Source organism: Rhodococcus erythropolis R138, from assembly GCF_000696675.2.
GTDB lineage: Bacteria > Actinomycetota > Actinomycetes > Mycobacteriales > Mycobacteriaceae > Rhodococcus_F > Rhodococcus_F erythropolis.
In genome coordinates this window covers 1,150,728-1,166,041 of sequence record NZ_CP007255.1, presented here as the reverse complement: position 1 = coordinate 1,166,041, position 15,314 = coordinate 1,150,728, and the positions used below count along the sequence as shown (strand labels likewise).

Sequence of the window (15,314 nt, the reverse complement as noted above, 5' to 3'; positions counted from 1 at the left end):
ATCGACCCCCTCACAGAGCAACGTGGTGGGCAACCATGTGATGCGGCGCGCGGTTGCATCCCTTTACCGAGGAGCAGCCATGACGCGTTTGCTGAGCGACCCTGTGTGGGAATCGAAGATCTTCGACGGCGAATGGGTTCGCGGTAGCGCTGACGATCGTATTGTCGTCGAGCCGGCCACCGGCAAGCAGTTGACGACAGTCGGCATGGCAACACCCGACGACGTGGCAGCCGCTGCAACAAAAGCTACTGCAGCTCAGAAGGATTGGGCAGCAAGGCCATATACCGAACGAGCCGCCGTTCTACGCCGCGCCGGTCAACTGTTCGAGCAGTACGCCGACGAAATCGGCGAATGGGTAATCCGCGAGGCCGGCAGCATCCCGGCCAAGGCCGGGCTGGAAACCCATACCGCTGCCGAAGAGTGCTACAACGCAGCAGCTTTGGCCGCACACCCTGTCGGAGAGGTTCTGCGCTCGGAGCAACCTCGGCTGAGCTTCTCTCGTCGCGTACCCGTCGGAACCGTCGGCGTCATCGCGCCGTTCAACTTCCCCATCATTTTGTCGATCCGTGCAGTCGCTCCCGCACTGGCGCTGGGCAATTCGGTGATTCTCAAGCCTGACCCGCGCACGGCGATCTGCGGCGGTGTGGTTCTCGCTCGCATCTTCGAAGAAGCAGGCTTGCCCGCCGGAGTGTTCAGCATGCTGCCGGGCGGCGCTGACGCCGGTGAGGCAATCGTGGTTCATCCGAGCGTTCGCGTCATCGCATTCACCGGGTCGACCCGAGCTGGACGCGCGGTCGGCGAACTGGCGGGCCGCCATCTCAAGCGCGCTCATCTTGAACTCGGCGGCAACAATGCGCTGATCGTCATGGATGACGTCGACCTCGAAAAGGCCGCATCTGTCGGCGCTTTCGGATCGTTCATGCACCAGGGACAGATCTGCATGACCACCGGCCGCCAACTGGTCCACGAAAGTATCGCCGCCGACTACACCGCACTCCTTGCCGAACACGCCGACAAGCTTCCGGTAGGCGACCCGTTCACCGGTCAGGTCGCACTCGGACCCATCATCGACGCCAAACAACGCGACCACATCCACTCTCTGGTCAACGGAAGCATCGCGGCCGGAGCAAAACTGGCTGCCGGCGGCACCTACGAGGATCTCTTCTACCGGCCCACCGTGCTGGCCGACACCCCACTCACCGCGCCTGCCTTCGCCGACGAGGTCTTCGGGCCGGTCGCACCGGTGACCTCCTTCGCCACCGTCGAACAAGCCGTCGCCATAGCCAACGATTCCGAGTACGGGTTGTCGCTGGGCATTCTGACCTCCGACGCGATGCGCGGACTCGAACTCGCCCAACAGATTCCCACCGGCCTGGTCCACATCAACGATCAGACGGTCGGCGACGAAGCCGTCATCCCGTTCGGCGGCATGGCGTCTTCGGGTAACGGCGGCCGTGTCGGCGGTATCGGTGCAAACCTCGATGCCTTCACGGAAACACAATGGGTGACGGCGCAAAGTGCACTCCCGGTATACCCCTTCTAGAACGAATTCACAGGGCATGTCCCACTCGGTCGCTGACCAGCATTGACGGGATCGATCTCGCGGACTTACCATCCAGGGAAAATTACTTCGCCACATTAAGCATTTTCTCTTGTTGTTCCCGAGAAGGACCCGTTGACGAACACAGTTACGACGAGCAGTGCCGCGAGCCCCAGCGCTACGCCAACTGCCACCGATTCCCCGGACCAGTCCGTAGCAAGATCGCCGCGCCGGGAGGCCGTGATCATCGGCGCTTTGAGCCTGGCAGCGATGATCGTCTCGATGATGCAGACGCTGCCGGTTCCGATCCTGGGACGGATTCAGTCCGACCTCGGAGCCTCGTCCGCCGGCGTCAGTTGGGTGACGACGGCGACCCTGCTTTCCGCTGCCGTCTTCACTCCCCTGCTGGGACGCTACGGCGATCAGCACGGCAAGAAGCGCACCTTGGTCGGCGTCCTCGTCGTCATGGTGATCGGTTCGATTGTCGCGGCATTGGCACACAATCTGCCACTGCTGATCCTCGGCCGTGTACTCCAGGGAACAGCCACCGCGATCTTCCCTCTCGCACTCTCGGTCTTGCGCGAAGAGATACGACCACAGAAGCTTCCCGGCGCCATGGCCCTGGTCAGCGGAACTCTCGCATTCGGCAGCGGACTCGCCCTCGTGGCCACCGGTCTGCTCACATCGGCTCCGGATGCCGACTACCGCAACGCCTTCTGGATGGCCACCGGATTCGCAGTGCTGGCCTTGATTGCCGTCGCCACGCTGGTCCCGCCCACCACGCACAAAAGCGGTGGGCGCGTGGACCTCATCGGTGCGCTGAGTCTGGGCGCGGCACTACTTCTGCTTCTTCTGGCGATTTCTCAAGGCCACCAATGGGGGTGGTTGTCGCCCTTGACCGTCGGTGTTTTCGTGGCCTCGATCGTGATGTTCGCAGTCTGGGTATGGATCGAGAAGATCGTCGACGAACCGCTTGTCGACATGCGGATGTTCGTCCACCGCCCGGTGATGATGGCAAATCTTGCCGGCGTCGTGGTGGGCTTCGGCATGTTCGCGAACTTCCTCGGGATCTCGTATCTCGCACAACTTCCCCGCGATCTCACTGGATACGGCTTCGACGCGAGCATTCTGCGTGCGTCGGTCGAATTCCTGCTGCCTGGCGCGATAGTTTCGCTGATCGCCGCCCCGATCGGCGGTCGTCTCATCAGGCTGCGTGGGCCGCGATTCGTTCTGGGACTCACTGCGATCCTGGGCGCGGTGCCGTTTGCGTGGCTCGCGTTCGACCACACCCACACCGCGTCGGTCATCGGTGCGGGCATGGTGATCGGCGCCGCCCTGAGCCTCGGCTATGCAGCCATGCCCGCCATCATCATGTCCAACGTCCCGCATCATCAGAGCGGCATCGCCAACGGCATCAACTCGATCTCACGTTCCACCGGCAGCGCCATCGGCAGCGCAGTAGTGACAACGATTCTGGCGTCGATGACAATCGCGAACCTCCCCGAAGGGGTTCCGGCGATGCCAAGCGAATCTGCCTTCACCGTCACGTTCGCGACCGCGGGCGTTGCCTTCGTTCTGGTGGGACTGGTGGGGTGGCTGGGGCTCCGACCGGCGCACTCCCCTTCCGCTTCCGAACAACCTCCCGCTGCGTGAGATCGGTAGTACCGCAGAGACTTAGACGGAACGTAGCCTGCGCACATGGCAGGTGAGACTCTCTACGTGATCGACCGGATCGTCACGAATCCCGGATGCGGGCAGAAGTTCGTCGACGAATGGCGTGCCGGCTACCTGCCGAACGCCCGGCGACGCAGCCTGACCCTCGACAACATACTTGTCAGTCCGCCGTTGTGGTCCGAGTACGAACCGAACGTCGTGACTATCACGTGGACCGTCGACGGAGCCTCCGGTTGGTGGGCCATGACTCGTCTGAGTCGCGGCGACACCACGCTTCGGCAGTGGTGGGATGCCATGGAACCACTCATCTGCGAACGTAGCCGCACCATGGCGGCTGCTGCCGACGACGTCGAGGCACTGGCCGATGTATAACGTCACGAGGGTTGTTTTTGCTGCCGACAGCACGGACTCGGACGGCTGGGCGAATGCGGTGAACACCATTGCGGCAGTGGCAGAATCGTCGGGCGCAGTTCGCCATCTCGTCACCGCTACTCTGCCCGGCGCCATCAACGGCGGAGATCTGATCGTTTATCTTCAGTTCGCGAATGAAGCCGCGTGGCGAGCCGTTAGCGATTCCGTCGACGCCGAACTTCACCACGATGCCATCGAACGCTTTCACGGCGCCGAGTACGTTTCCGGAACCGAGGGTCGCTCGCGCGCCACGGGCCCGAACGGGGTGTATCGAGCGTTGCTGATTCGCGTTGAACCCACTACCTCCGAGGACGAAATCGAACGCTTCGAAAGCGACTTGCTGAAGCTGCCCGGGCATATCTCCTCGATCGCTGCCTGGCGACTCAGTCGGGTGAGTGCGGCGACCGGCGCAACACCTGCACGTGACGAAGCGCCGTGGACCCATGTGTGGGAGCAGGAGTTCACCGACCTCGAATCACTGCAGACCCAATACCTCGATCATCCGATCCACTGGAGCGTCGTTGATCGATGGTTCGATCCCGAATGCACCGAAGTCATTGTGCGCGAAAGAATCTGCCATACCTTCGGCGAACTGGGCGACGAGATCCTATCGAGCGGCGGCTGATACCTCGCGGATCATCGCCCAAACTTTCTGGCGTGCCGGCTCTGTGAGCGACAATGACGGAATAGTGAGGAACCCGTGAAACAACCCGTCGAAGCGATGATGCTGCACGGGGACGCCGGCCGAGGCAAGCAGTTTCGCGTACTCGTCACCGGACGAGCACGGCGGATCCAGCTCGGCTGTCACGACAACAGCAGCTGGAAGATCGGCGAATGACTCGGTCCGAGTGGGTATCACCCGCACGTCATCTCGGCGTTCGGGAGCATATTGGTCCCAGTACCACTTCATGGCCGTGGTCGTGTTGTAGTGGTCGGTACCGTAGAGACGGTAGGACTCGGTGTCGAAATCGTCGTCGATCACCGGATAGATGAGAACCTGCGCCGCAACCGCCGGCCCCCCACGATCGCGGGCGGCGATGGCAACTGTCGCAGCAAGATTGCCGCCCGCGCTGTCGCCGGCAAGGACTATCTTGCTCGGGTCTGCGCCGTACTGTGCCGCGTGTTTCACCGCCCACTCCAATGCGGCGTAGACGTCGTCGTGTGCTGCCGGCGCGGGGTGCTCAGGGGCCAGACGATAATCGACGGAGACGACGACGGCGCCAACCCCTTCCGCCATGGACCGGCAGAATTCGTCATGACTGTCCAGGTCACAGAACACGAAGCCTCCGCCATGAGCGAAGACGACCAGCGGTATGGCGTCGGAGGAAGTGTGCGGGCGGTAGACACGGATCGCCAGATCTCCACCGGGGCCCTCGATTGCGAGATCTTCGACCGTACGCAAATCGGGAAGCCGCTCCAACGGGGCGCGTCGATTCCGAAGCAGAGCACGTAACTCCGACGGCTCGAAGCTGGTGACATCCGGAAATGCGGCGTTGAGCGTGGCCAGCATGGTGATGACTTCCGCGTGAATTGTCATGTGCACTCCTGATCTCGGACGTCGGGCATCCGCCAAGGTAGATCGCGCGCGGCCGAGTGAGAACACACCTTCCCGATCAGTGGTCTGTTTGGTTACGAGAAGTCGTGAGAAACGAAAAGGGAGACCACACCTCGTTGTGTGGTCTCCCTTTTCGATTCGGTTCAGCCGATCAGGCGTCAGCTCCTACTGCGAGCATCCACCTTGTCGTCATCGTCGTCGTGCTCGCCGGCAGCAAGCGCGATGTCGGAAGACTCGACGCCCCCATTCGGGCCTGTCTTCTCGAGGTCGACCGGTGCATCACCGGACGCAACCTCTTCGGCCTCAGGCTCTTGCGGTAGCGGTTTCTTGAGGCTCAGGATGATCGAGCCTGCCAAGACCACGATGATCACCGCGAGGCTGACCAGCGAGGGGATCTCGGGGATCGACGTGCTGATCACCTTGTGGCTGGCCTGCATGATCAGCTTCACGCCGATGAAGGCGAGGATGATCGACAGACCCTTGGAGAGGTAGTGGAACTTCTCGAGCAGACCCGAGAGCAGGAAGTACAGGGCACGCAGACCCAGGATCGCAAACGCGTTACTGGAGTACACGATGAACGGGTCGTCGCTCACTGCCAGGACTGCCGGGACGCTGTCGACTGCGAACACGAGGTCGGCGGCTTCGATGGCGACGACGACGGCGAACAGCGGTGTTGCGACGCGCTTTCCGGCTTCCTTGACGAAGAACTTGGTTCCCGCGTATTCCTCGCGAACCGGCATGATCTTGCGCAGCAGGCGAACTGCCAGCGACGTACCCGGATCGAAGCTCTCGTCGTCGTCCTTGAGCAGCTTGTAAGCGCTGTAGAGCAGGATGGCGGCGAAGACGAACAGCACGGCCGTGAACTTGCTGACCACGGCAACGCCGGCAGCGAGGAAGATTCCGCGGAAGATCAGGGCGCCGATGACACCGAAGAACAGCACACGGTGCTGGTACTCACGGGGCACCTTGAAGTAACCGAAGATCAGGGCGAACACGAAGAGGTTGTCGACCGAGAGGCTCTTCTCCAACAGCCAGGCTGTTGTGAATTCGACGCCCGAGTTCACCCCCAAGGTCAGGGTGACAACCACCGCGAACACGAGAGACAAACCGACCCAGAGTGCACTCCACCAGGCCGCTTCCTTGAAGCCGATGACATGCGCGCCGCGGTGGGCGAGCAAGTCGATGAGCAACATGACGACGATGACTGCGGCGAACGCGGCCCACGCCCACATGGGAACGTTCATCGCTGACCACCTACCCGAATGGCACTGATGACTGCGGTCACGGGGAGCTCCTTCACTGGGTTCGGACGGCCGTCTCGCCGTCTTCTCCAGTGTTCCTTGCCGACTTCTATCCATCCCTGTCGAAATATCGACGACTTTTGTATCTAAAGTTGCCGAGATCATGCAATCCAAAGGTGTTGCATCCGAAACCGCCGTTGGAAGGCAACTTGTTCTAGCCTGGCAAACATGAGCACCTCGTTGTACTACTCCGCCGTCCGCTCCACACCGCTGACCGACGACGAGAAGGCCGAAGTCGACCGACTCATCGCCGTCCACAACGACGAATTTCCGTTCGACTACGAGGTCCTGGACCTCTACCCGTCGGATATCCCCAACACTCTGCTCAACGGCTCGACCAAGATCTCGAGCGATCCGACCGAGGTGATTCCGTCACTCGTCTACTGGTTCAAGGCACTGACCGAACTCCGGCGAGCGGTGCCCGACGCCGACTGGGACGTTTCACTCGACGACACCCCCGCAGATTGGGATGACAACTCCGGCTACTCGCTCCCCGGACTCGATGACATGCAGTAGCGAATCACGGCGCCGGCGCGATGGTGGCTCCGTAGCTCTCCAGTGCGATGAGGGCCAACTCCGTCGGCAGGCGACGCTGGTCGACGCTGCGACCCAGTAGCTTTTCGGCCTGATCGAGTCGATACCGCACGGTGTTCTTGTGCAGACCGAGGGCTGCGGCAGTAGCGGCCGCGGTGCAGTTGTTCTCGTAGTAGACCCGGACGGTGTCACGGATGCGCGTCGTGACGCCGTCCGCGCCGGCCAGGCCTTTCAGTTCCCGAGCCACCAACTCACGCAGTTCGCCCAGATCTTCGGTGAGCAGACAGGGAACCTGAACATCCTCGTAGACGGTGATACCCGGCGAGCCCCCGGAACGGACCGCCACGCGCTGCGCGGCGAGCGCCTCGCGATGACTGCGAGCGAATCCTTCCATTCCGTAACCGCTCGCTCCCACTGCAACGCGAAGATCCGAATGCCGGGCATCAACATGTGACGCCCACTCCTGGCCGTCGAAATGCGCGACCCACGACCACAGCTCACGCGCGCCCGAAGGCAAAGTCAGAACACGCTCGCCATTGGACTCGTCCACAAAGGTACGGGCGTACGAGTCCAACCGCGCCAATACGTCTGCAGCCGGGTCGGTGTCGTCCGTCCAGAGAACAAACGCCGTGTGGTGGCGCCGCATCGGATAGTCCAGGATCCGGGACGCTTCGTCGGAGTGAAGGGCTTCGCCCGCGACAATCGCGTGCACCGTCTCGGACCGACGCGCAAAAGCGCCGCGCGCCAAGCTCTCCCGTTCCTTCGCGTACGTCGCGACCAACAATTCGGTGGTCACTTCCAGCCATCTCATCGCCGAACCCCACACTCGAACGAGAAGTGCGCGTTTGAGTTCCGGACCGATCGGGAGTGCCTCTATCGACTCGTCGACGAAACCCAGCATCGCGAGGCGTCCGGCGCCGTAGATCTTGAGCAGGACCCGAAGATCCATACCGCGCCGAGCGACGGTGAGTGCAAGCGCAACCGACTCCGCCGGCGGCGTGACCTCCTGGGAACCGCCCGCGATCGCCGCCACGATGACGCGGAGCTGCGCCGCGGTGCTCGCATCCACATCGCGTCGTAGCTCCCGATCAGCCGCTACCTCGGGATTGGCCTCGGCAATGGCGTCGTCGATGCGTTGGACGAAACCGTCGATCACCTCCGGCTGGAGATAGATGGGTGCGAGATTCGCAATCCAGCCGTCCAACTCCGATGTTTCCATGGCGCCTCCCCGAATTGTGACTTAGTCATAAATCTATCGCCTTGGTTCGGCCAACAAGCCCTATCTACCCAACTTCAACTGGTCCACAATCACATCTCACTGCAGTTTCACGTCGCTGCAGATTTACGTCACTGCAATCCCATCCCTCTAGTTTTTGGAGACGCTCGCGATATGAACAAGCCTTTCGACGGTCAGGTAGTGGTCATCACCGGTGGCGCCAGGGGCATCGGATACGCCACCGCGAAACGGCTCATCAGCCTGGGCGCGAGGGTCGCGATCGGCGACATCGACGAAGCCACTCTCGCGCAGGCTGCAAAAGATTTGGGCATCCGTACGTTCGGGCGTCTCGACGTCACCGACCCCGCGTCGTTCTTCGACTTCCTCGACACCGTCGAAGGTGAACTCGGCCCGATCGACGTACTGGTCAACAATGCGGGCATCATGCCGGTCGGACGGATCGTCGACGAGGACGACACCGTGACCAGACGCATCATCGAGATCGACGTCCTCGGCGTGATCACGGGAACCAAACTCGCACTGCGACGGATGCTTCCACGCGGACGTGGACACGTCATCAACATCGCTTCGCTTGCCGGCGAACTCCCGTGCCCCGGTTTGTCGACGTATTGCGGCGCCAAGCATGCGGTGTTGGGCTTCACCGATTCTGTCCGCAAGGAAGTTCGTGGCACCGGAGTGAACGTCTCGTCCGTACTGCCGACGCTCACCAACACCCAACTCACTTCCGGGACTTCGGGAATGAAGGGTTTCCGTGAGGTTCAGCCGGAGGAAATCGCCGAAGCAATCGTCGGCTTGATCACCAAACCTCGACCACGCGTGCGCATTACGCGAGTATCCGGACTGCTTGTCCAGGCACAGGGTTTCGTACCCCGACGGCCTTACGAGGCATTGAGCCGACTGTTCGGCGTCGAGACGCAGTTTCTCGGCGACGTGGACACCGCGGCCCGTGCTGCCTACGAGGAACGGGCGCGCACCAGCTGATCAGGCCAGCTCCGTGGCCGGCCAGTCGAGCAACTTCGCGCCCAACACGGCAGCGTGGAGCGCGAAGCTGTCGTTGGGGTCGTTGACGTTCTGGCCGGTGAGTTCACGGATACGGTCCAAGCGGTACGTGACCGCCCGGACCGACAAATGCAGGCCTCGGGCGGTCTTTGCCGTATTGCCGCCGGCGGAGAAGTACGCGAGCAGGGTGTCGATCATCGGCCCAGCGCCGCCGCGTGCCTCGAGCAGCGGGGTGAGCAGGGTGTGGATAAGGTCGGTGACCGCCGGCCTGTCGTTGACCAGAACGCGGTAGACCAGCAGGTCACGAGCATCGATGATCGGTGCGGTCAACGACAGGCGCTGCGCCAGGTCCAGTGCGTCGAGCGCCTCCCGGTACGACGCCACGACGCCCGAAGCAGTGGTGCGAGGGCGCCCGACAGCGATCTGCCAGGTGCCGTCCAAAGCACGCCGCTGCAACTGAACTCGCCCGTCGTCATCGGTTCCCGGTCCAAGAGCCGACCGAATACCCGCCAGCACGTGATCAACGGCATCACGGTCCGGCGCCGCGAAAACGACGACCAGTTTGCCGCTCTTGCTGGCAACCAACGCGTCGGCGTCACCCTTGCTGCCGAGCACGGCACGTTCGACGGCCCGCACCAAGGGATTGTCGTCGGTGAACTCGCGCGTCGCGGTCACCACCGCGACGGCATGCGGACCGCTGAGATGGAGCCCGAATCCCGAAGCACGACCTAACAATCCGACGACATCGGCTCCACCGGTCAACAGGTCGTCGACGAACTCACGGCGTGCCGATACCTGCGAGCGGACCAGAGAACGCCTGGCCAACTGAAATCCTTCGGCCAGTTCGGCGACGGCATCGTCGACGGCACGGAGCATGACTTCGCCGGCCGAGACGACGGCAGTCGGATCCGATTGTGCCGCAATAACAGCGGGGAGCTCACGCCACAGGCGCCAAGCCGAGGAGAGATAAAGATCGAGCAAGGCTCGCAGGGCAACACCCTGCTGCGCCGCTTCTTCACCACGGGCGCGGAAACGATGCAGCTGACGACGCTGCAGCGGCTTCCCCTCGCATACGGCGACACTGAGCACGTCCAGGAAATCACCCAGCAACTCGACGGGTAGGCCACCGGCGTCGTCCGCCCCTGCCGCGGCAACCCGGCGGATGGCGTCGTCAGGTACCCCGGTTCGGCTCACCCTCGCATTCTCTCACTGTCAGCGGAATTGCCCGGCGTCAGGAAAGGCGCATCGAACCCGTGTCGATGTACCGCTGATGGAACGAGAATGCCTCGCCCAGGATGTGCGGCGTCTGCCCCGCGCCCGGCTGAGCGTCGGCGCGAGCGATGTAATCGCGGAGCAGTGGCCGGAACTCCGGGTGAGCACAGTTGTCGACGATCAGGCGCGCGCGTCGCCGCGGAGACAGACCGCGCAGATCGGCCAACCCCTGCTCGGTGACCAACACCTGAGTGTCGTGCTCGGTATGGTCGACGTGCGGAACCATCGGAACGATCGCCGAGATCTCACCGCCGCGGGCCGTCGACGGGCTCAGGAACATGGACACGTAGCCGTTGCGGGCGAAGTCCCCCGAGCCGCCGATTCCGTTCATGATCTTCGTCCCCATGACGTGCGTCGAGTTCACGTTGCCGTAGATGTCGGCCTCGAGCATGCCGTTCATGGCGATGATTCCGAGTCTGCGCACCACCTCTGGGTGGTTGCTGATTTCCTGCGGACGGAGCGTGATGTGGTTGCGGTAGAAGTCGATGTTCGCGGTCAGTTCTTCGATGCCCTCGTCGGTGAGCGCCAAAGCCGTCGACGACGCATGCGCGACGGTTCCGTCCTTGATCAGCTTGAGCATCCCGTCCTGGATGACCTCGGAGTAGCAGGTCAGGCCGCGGTACGGCCCCCGATCGAGACCGCCGAGGACCGCATTGGCAACATTGCCGATGCCTGCCTGCAGCGGAAGCAAGGTATCCGCCGGCATCCGTCCGGCGCGCACCTCGAAGTCGAAGAATTCCAGGACGTGGCCGGCGATCGCCTCACTGACGGCGTCGGGTGCAGTGAGAGGGCTCGCGCTGTCTCGGCAGTCCGTCTCGACAACGGCCACAACCTTCGCGGGATCCACTCGGAATGTCGTCTGGCCGATCCGGTCTTCGACGCGGGTGATCTCGAGAGGCTTGCGATGCGGCGGCAACGCGGTGCCGTAGTAGACGTCGTGGATGCCTTCCATCGCCTCGGGCACCCAGGAGTTGACTTCGAGAATGACCTTGTCTGCGACGTCGAGCCACGTCTTGTTATTGCCGATCGACGCGGAGGGAATCAGTTCACCTGATTCGGTGACACCGGCGACTTCGACGACCGCGACGTCGACGTTGCCGTAGTAGCCCTCCCACACCTGCTGAGCAACGTGGGAGAGATGGATGTCGACGTAGTCCATGCGACCGTCGTTGATGCGGCGACGCGCGGTGGCCTCGGACTGATACGGCATTCGCAGCGCGATTCCGTCGACCTCGGCGAGCAGCCTTTCGGTCTCGGTGGACACCGACGCGCCGGTCAGGAGATTGATCGTGAAGTTCGATCCGTTGCCCCGGGTGTGGTGAATGCGCTCGGCCAGCGCCGGAATGATCACCTTGGGAGTACCGGCGCTTGCGAAACCGCTGATCGCGACCGTGTCGCCGGGGTGAATGAACTTCACTGCGTCGGACGCGGGCATCACCTTCGACGCAAAGGCTGTGGCGCGGATGCGGCTGGAGGTGGCTTTGTGTCCGGTCTCACCGAAAGATGAACTCACGCCACCAGGATAAACAGGGCACATCGGAGCGATTTACGGGGATAACCCAGACAGAATCGCTCCGACGTGCTATGCGCTCGGGTCAGCTGACGACGCCGTAGGCGCCCTCGCCGACCAGGCTTGCAATTCGATATTTCTGAATCTTGCCCGAGCCGGTCAGAGGAAATGCTTCTGCACTGAACCACTCCTTGGGTGCTTTGTGGCGTGCCAGTCGCTCGGTGCAGAACTCGACCAGTTCGGCTGCGGTCGGCTGGTCGGACTCGTCTTTCCACCTGATGACGGCAACCACCCGCTCGCCCCATACCTCGTCGGGCACACCCACGACCGCTACATCGAGGATCTTCGGATGCGTGAAGATCACGGACTCGACCTCTCGCGGATAGATGTTCTCCCCGCCGCGGATGATCATGTCCTTGAGCCGGCCGGTCACCCGGACGTATCCACGGTGATCCATCGTCCCCAAGTCGCCGGTATGCAACCAACCGTCCTTGTCCACGGTGGCAGCCGAAGCCTCCGGGTTGCGGAAGTATTCGGTCATGACGAGGTACCCGCGCGCGCAGATCTCACCTTGTTCGCCGAGTGGCACGCTGTCCCCGGTCACCACGTCGGAGATCTTCACCTCGACCTGCGGCAACGCGAGACCGACCGTCTCCGATTTGTCTTCGGGGGTGTCGGCGGGGCTGGTCTGCGTGATCACGGGGCTCGCCTCGGTTTGTCCGTAGACGATGCTGAACCCCGCACCGAAGGCCGACTCCACCGTGCTCACGAGTTCGGGCGGGACCGACGACCCACCCGACACGACCACCGAACAGGTCGAGAAATCGCGGCTCGCGAAGCTGGCGTCGTTGATCATCGCGATCAGCATCGTCGGAACTCCACTGACCACATCCGCGCGAAAGCGTTCCGCCGCATCGAGAACCGCAGTCGGGTCGAAATACTGGATCAGACCGATGGACATTCTTCGCTGTGCGGCGCCGAGGACCAGGATGCCGCACCCAGCGGTGTGGAAGAGCGGCATCGCCGAGACCACCGAACCCCGTTCGGGGAATTGACCTCTCCGACTGACGAAATCGGCATTGTTGACCAGTCCTCGGTGATGCAGCAGCGCACCTTTGGGAACTCCGGTGGTTCCCGACGTGTACTGGATCTGCGCATTGTCGTCAGGAGAGACTTCCGGCAGTGCGCCCCGTTCGCCGGCCCAACCTCGAACCTGACGATCCCAGTCCTCGAAGTTCACTGCCAGAACTTCTGCTCCCGCAATCGAAATCGCCTCGGATGCCACCGCCGCCATGTCACCGCCGCGAAACTTTCCGGTGTGGAACAACCCGCGGGACTGGGACTGCGACAAGACGTACGCCAACTCCTCGGCGCCCAACGCCGGATTGGCAGTCACCAGAACCATTCCGGCGAGCGCGGCGCCGTACTGCAGAATCATCCACTCCGGAATGTTCGGAGCCCAGACCGTTATCCGGTCGCCGCGGTCGAACTGCGACAAGAGGTAGTGCGCGCACACCTCCGCTTCACCCAGGAGTTCCGCAAAGGTCCAGGTGCGATCCGTCTCGGAGGCACCGGACAACGAATGCGATTGCGTCGGAACCACTTCTCTGATTGCAATCAGGTTCGGCGAGTCCGCGGCGCACTCTCGGAGCAGCCCGCCGACCGTTTGTTCCACTATCGGGTCCGACACGTCCGCGGGGAAGTACGACGTTTCGAGAACACTGCTCATCTCACATCCACTTTCTATCGTGAAGGGGTGTCGGATTCGGGGAGCGGCCCGCCTCCGTCTGGAATCTTGCGGCCGGAATCGCGGTACTGCACCGCGGCGTGAAATCCGTCGCGTTCGGCAAAATCCTTGAACCAGCGCCCTTCCGGCGAGTGGCGCGTGATTCCGTCGAACAGGGTTGCCAGCACCTGGGTACCCTGCAACCCCATGTTGTCGTACGCCTGATTGATCATCATCTTCTGCATTGCCAATTGATTGAGCGGGACACCGGCGATGCGATCCGTCAACGCCTCCACCGCAGCGTCCAGTTCGTCGGCCGGCACCGATTCGAGCGCCAATCCCCAATCGGCGGCGGTGACACCGTCAATGGTGTCTCCCGTCAACAACATTCGCTTGGCGCGTTGCGCCCCGAGGCGGTACACCCACATAGCTGTGGTCGGGCAACCCCAGACGCGAGCAGGCGGGTATCCGATGCGGGCGTCGTCAGCCATGATCAGCATGTCGCAAGACAGCGCAATATCGCTTCCGCCTGCGACTGCATGACCCTGAACTTTGCAGATGGTCGGCTTGAGCGATCGCCAGAGGGTGAAGAAGTCGTCGGTGTTCTGCTTCATGCCCCGAAAGTCCTTGATGGGGTCCCACACCGGGCCTTGATTCCACTTTCCGTCGAGATCTCCTTCGGCGAACTTCTTGAGGTCGTACCCGGCGCAAAACGCCTTGCCTGCGCCTTGCAAGATGATCACGCGAACGTCGTCGTCGTCATTGGCCGCCGCAACTGCATTTCGGATGTCCGACGGCATCCGATCGTCGATTGCGTTGAGCCGATCGGGGCGGTTCAGGGTGATGTACGCCTTACCACCAGAGGTCTCGTATTTCAGGGTCGCAAAATCTGTCATCATCGGTCCTGTCGATCGAGCGCATCTCGAACGAAACGAGTTGCGCTAGTTCTGGGTGAGCAGCAGGCGAACGACGCCCGCCCATTGACTGATCGAACGACGCGCAGAGGCATCGCTCTTGTGTACCGCCCGGGACAACGCCAAACCACGGAGCATCAGCACGGTTAGATCTGCAATTTGCGAATAGTTCTCGGAAGCAACAATTTCAGGCCCGAACGCGTCATGGACAACTCGCTGCAAATCCCGCCCGGCGACGCGCTCCGATTCGCGGAGAACCTCCGCCAACACCGGATCCGTCCGAGCCGCCGACCACAGTTCGAGTTCCGCTTGGAACGGCGGCTGAGTCAACGCCGAATACAAAGCGGAGATCGAATTCTCGATCGTATCCACCGACGGGTCTTGTCGAGACATCGCCGACCTCACCGCCGCCTCGTTCCGCACGACGATATTCGACACCAACGCGGCAGTGAGCTCCTGCATATTCGGAAAGTGGTGCAGGAGAGCGCCCCGACTGACTCCGGCAGCCGTTTGAACCGACTGCGTCGTCAACGACGAATACCCGTCCGCTATCAGTAAATCCGTTGCCGCATCGAGAATCCGGTGGCGCGTGGCTTCGCGCTGCGCGTCACGCAGGGTCACGGTCACACCTCCAGTCTCTC

General features: G+C 62.4%; 14 protein-coding genes. 6 read left to right on the top strand and 8 right to left on the bottom strand.

The features are described from left to right. Positions 1 to 79 precede the first annotated feature (79 nt). The 4 genes from H351_RS05315 (at position 80) to H351_RS05300 (ending at position 4,250) form a co-directional block, all read left to right on the top strand. Positions 80 to 1,543 (top strand): benzaldehyde dehydrogenase, encoded by a 1,464-nt coding sequence (locus tag H351_RS05315; protein WP_029256533.1) that lies wholly within the window; start codon positions 80 to 82, stop codon positions 1,541 to 1,543. Positions 1,544 to 1,675: 132 nt separating this feature from the next. Then, the gene (locus H351_RS05310) at positions 1,676 to 3,193 is read left to right on the top strand and encodes an MFS transporter (RefSeq protein ID WP_020909510.1); all 1,518 of its coding nucleotides are present in this window, start codon (positions 1,676 to 1,678) and stop codon (positions 3,191 to 3,193) included. A 45-nt stretch (positions 3,194 to 3,238) separates the two neighbouring features. Next, the gene (locus H351_RS05305) at positions 3,239 to 3,586 is read left to right on the top strand and encodes a hypothetical protein (protein ID WP_019745797.1); all 348 of its coding nucleotides are present in this window, start codon (positions 3,239 to 3,241) and stop codon (positions 3,584 to 3,586) included. Further along, the gene (locus H351_RS05300) at positions 3,579 to 4,250 is read left to right on the top strand and encodes a Dabb family protein (protein ID WP_029256534.1); all 672 of its coding nucleotides are present in this window, start codon (positions 3,579 to 3,581) and stop codon (positions 4,248 to 4,250) included. Before H351_RS05305 ends, H351_RS05300 begins: the two co-directional genes overlap by 8 nt. Here the strand turns inward: H351_RS05300 and H351_RS05295 are convergent. Further along, positions 4,233 to 5,162 carry an alpha/beta hydrolase gene (locus H351_RS05295; RefSeq protein WP_037119910.1) on the bottom strand — a complete coding sequence of 310 codons (930 nt, stop codon included), beginning with the start codon at positions 5,160 to 5,162 and terminating at the stop codon, positions 4,233 to 4,235. The two genes, H351_RS05300 and H351_RS05295, sit on opposite strands and share 18 nt — an antisense overlap. A gap of 176 nt (positions 5,163 to 5,338) precedes the next feature. After that, positions 5,339 to 6,424: a TerC family protein gene (locus H351_RS05290; protein ID WP_019745800.1), complete on the bottom strand. Its 1,086-nt coding sequence runs from the start codon at positions 6,422 to 6,424 to the stop codon at positions 5,339 to 5,341. A gap of 225 nt (positions 6,425 to 6,649) precedes the next feature. On the opposite strand from H351_RS05290, the gene H351_RS05285 reads away from it, so the two are divergent. After that, a complete protein-coding gene (locus H351_RS05285; protein WP_019745801.1) occupies positions 6,650 to 6,997 on the top strand; it encodes a hypothetical protein in 348 nt (115 codons plus the stop codon). Positions 6,998 to 7,001: 4 nt separating this feature from the next. Here H351_RS05285 and H351_RS05280 read toward each other — a convergent pair whose 3' ends face one another. Next, positions 7,002 to 8,234: a PucR family transcriptional regulator gene (locus tag H351_RS05280; RefSeq protein ID WP_019745802.1), complete on the bottom strand. Its 1,233-nt coding sequence runs from the start codon at positions 8,232 to 8,234 to the stop codon at positions 7,002 to 7,004. 171 nt (positions 8,235 to 8,405) lie between these two features. On the opposite strand from H351_RS05280, the gene H351_RS05275 reads away from it, so the two are divergent. Beyond that, positions 8,406 to 9,233, top strand: a complete 828-nt coding sequence (locus H351_RS05275; RefSeq protein WP_019745803.1) for an SDR family oxidoreductase — start codon at positions 8,406 to 8,408, stop codon at positions 9,231 to 9,233. Here H351_RS05275 and H351_RS05270 read toward each other — a convergent pair whose 3' ends face one another. From H351_RS05270 to H351_RS05250, 5 genes are read right to left on the bottom strand one after another with little or no spacing between them, the layout of a single operon-like run. Next, on the bottom strand, positions 9,234 to 10,445 hold the full coding sequence (locus H351_RS05270) for a PucR family transcriptional regulator (protein WP_029256536.1): 1,212 nt from the start codon (positions 10,443 to 10,445) through the stop codon (positions 9,234 to 9,236). 37 nt (positions 10,446 to 10,482) lie between these two features. Then, a complete protein-coding gene (locus tag H351_RS05265; RefSeq protein WP_420876484.1) occupies positions 10,483 to 12,060 on the bottom strand; it encodes an acetyl-CoA hydrolase/transferase family protein in 1,578 nt (525 codons plus the stop codon). Positions 12,061 to 12,118: 58 nt separating this feature from the next. Next, a complete protein-coding gene (locus H351_RS05260) occupies positions 12,119 to 13,762 on the bottom strand; it encodes an AMP-binding protein (protein ID WP_029256538.1) in 1,644 nt (547 codons plus the stop codon). A 14-nt stretch (positions 13,763 to 13,776) separates the two neighbouring features. Continuing rightward, positions 13,777 to 14,658, bottom strand: coding sequence for a crotonase/enoyl-CoA hydratase family protein (locus H351_RS05255; protein ID WP_029256539.1), 882 nt, complete (start codon positions 14,656 to 14,658; stop codon positions 13,777 to 13,779). Positions 14,659 to 14,700: 42 nt separating this feature from the next. Next, positions 14,701 to 15,300, bottom strand: a complete 600-nt coding sequence (locus H351_RS05250) for a TetR/AcrR family transcriptional regulator (RefSeq protein ID WP_021331692.1) — start codon at positions 15,298 to 15,300, stop codon at positions 14,701 to 14,703. Positions 15,301 to 15,314: the final 14 nt, after the last annotated feature.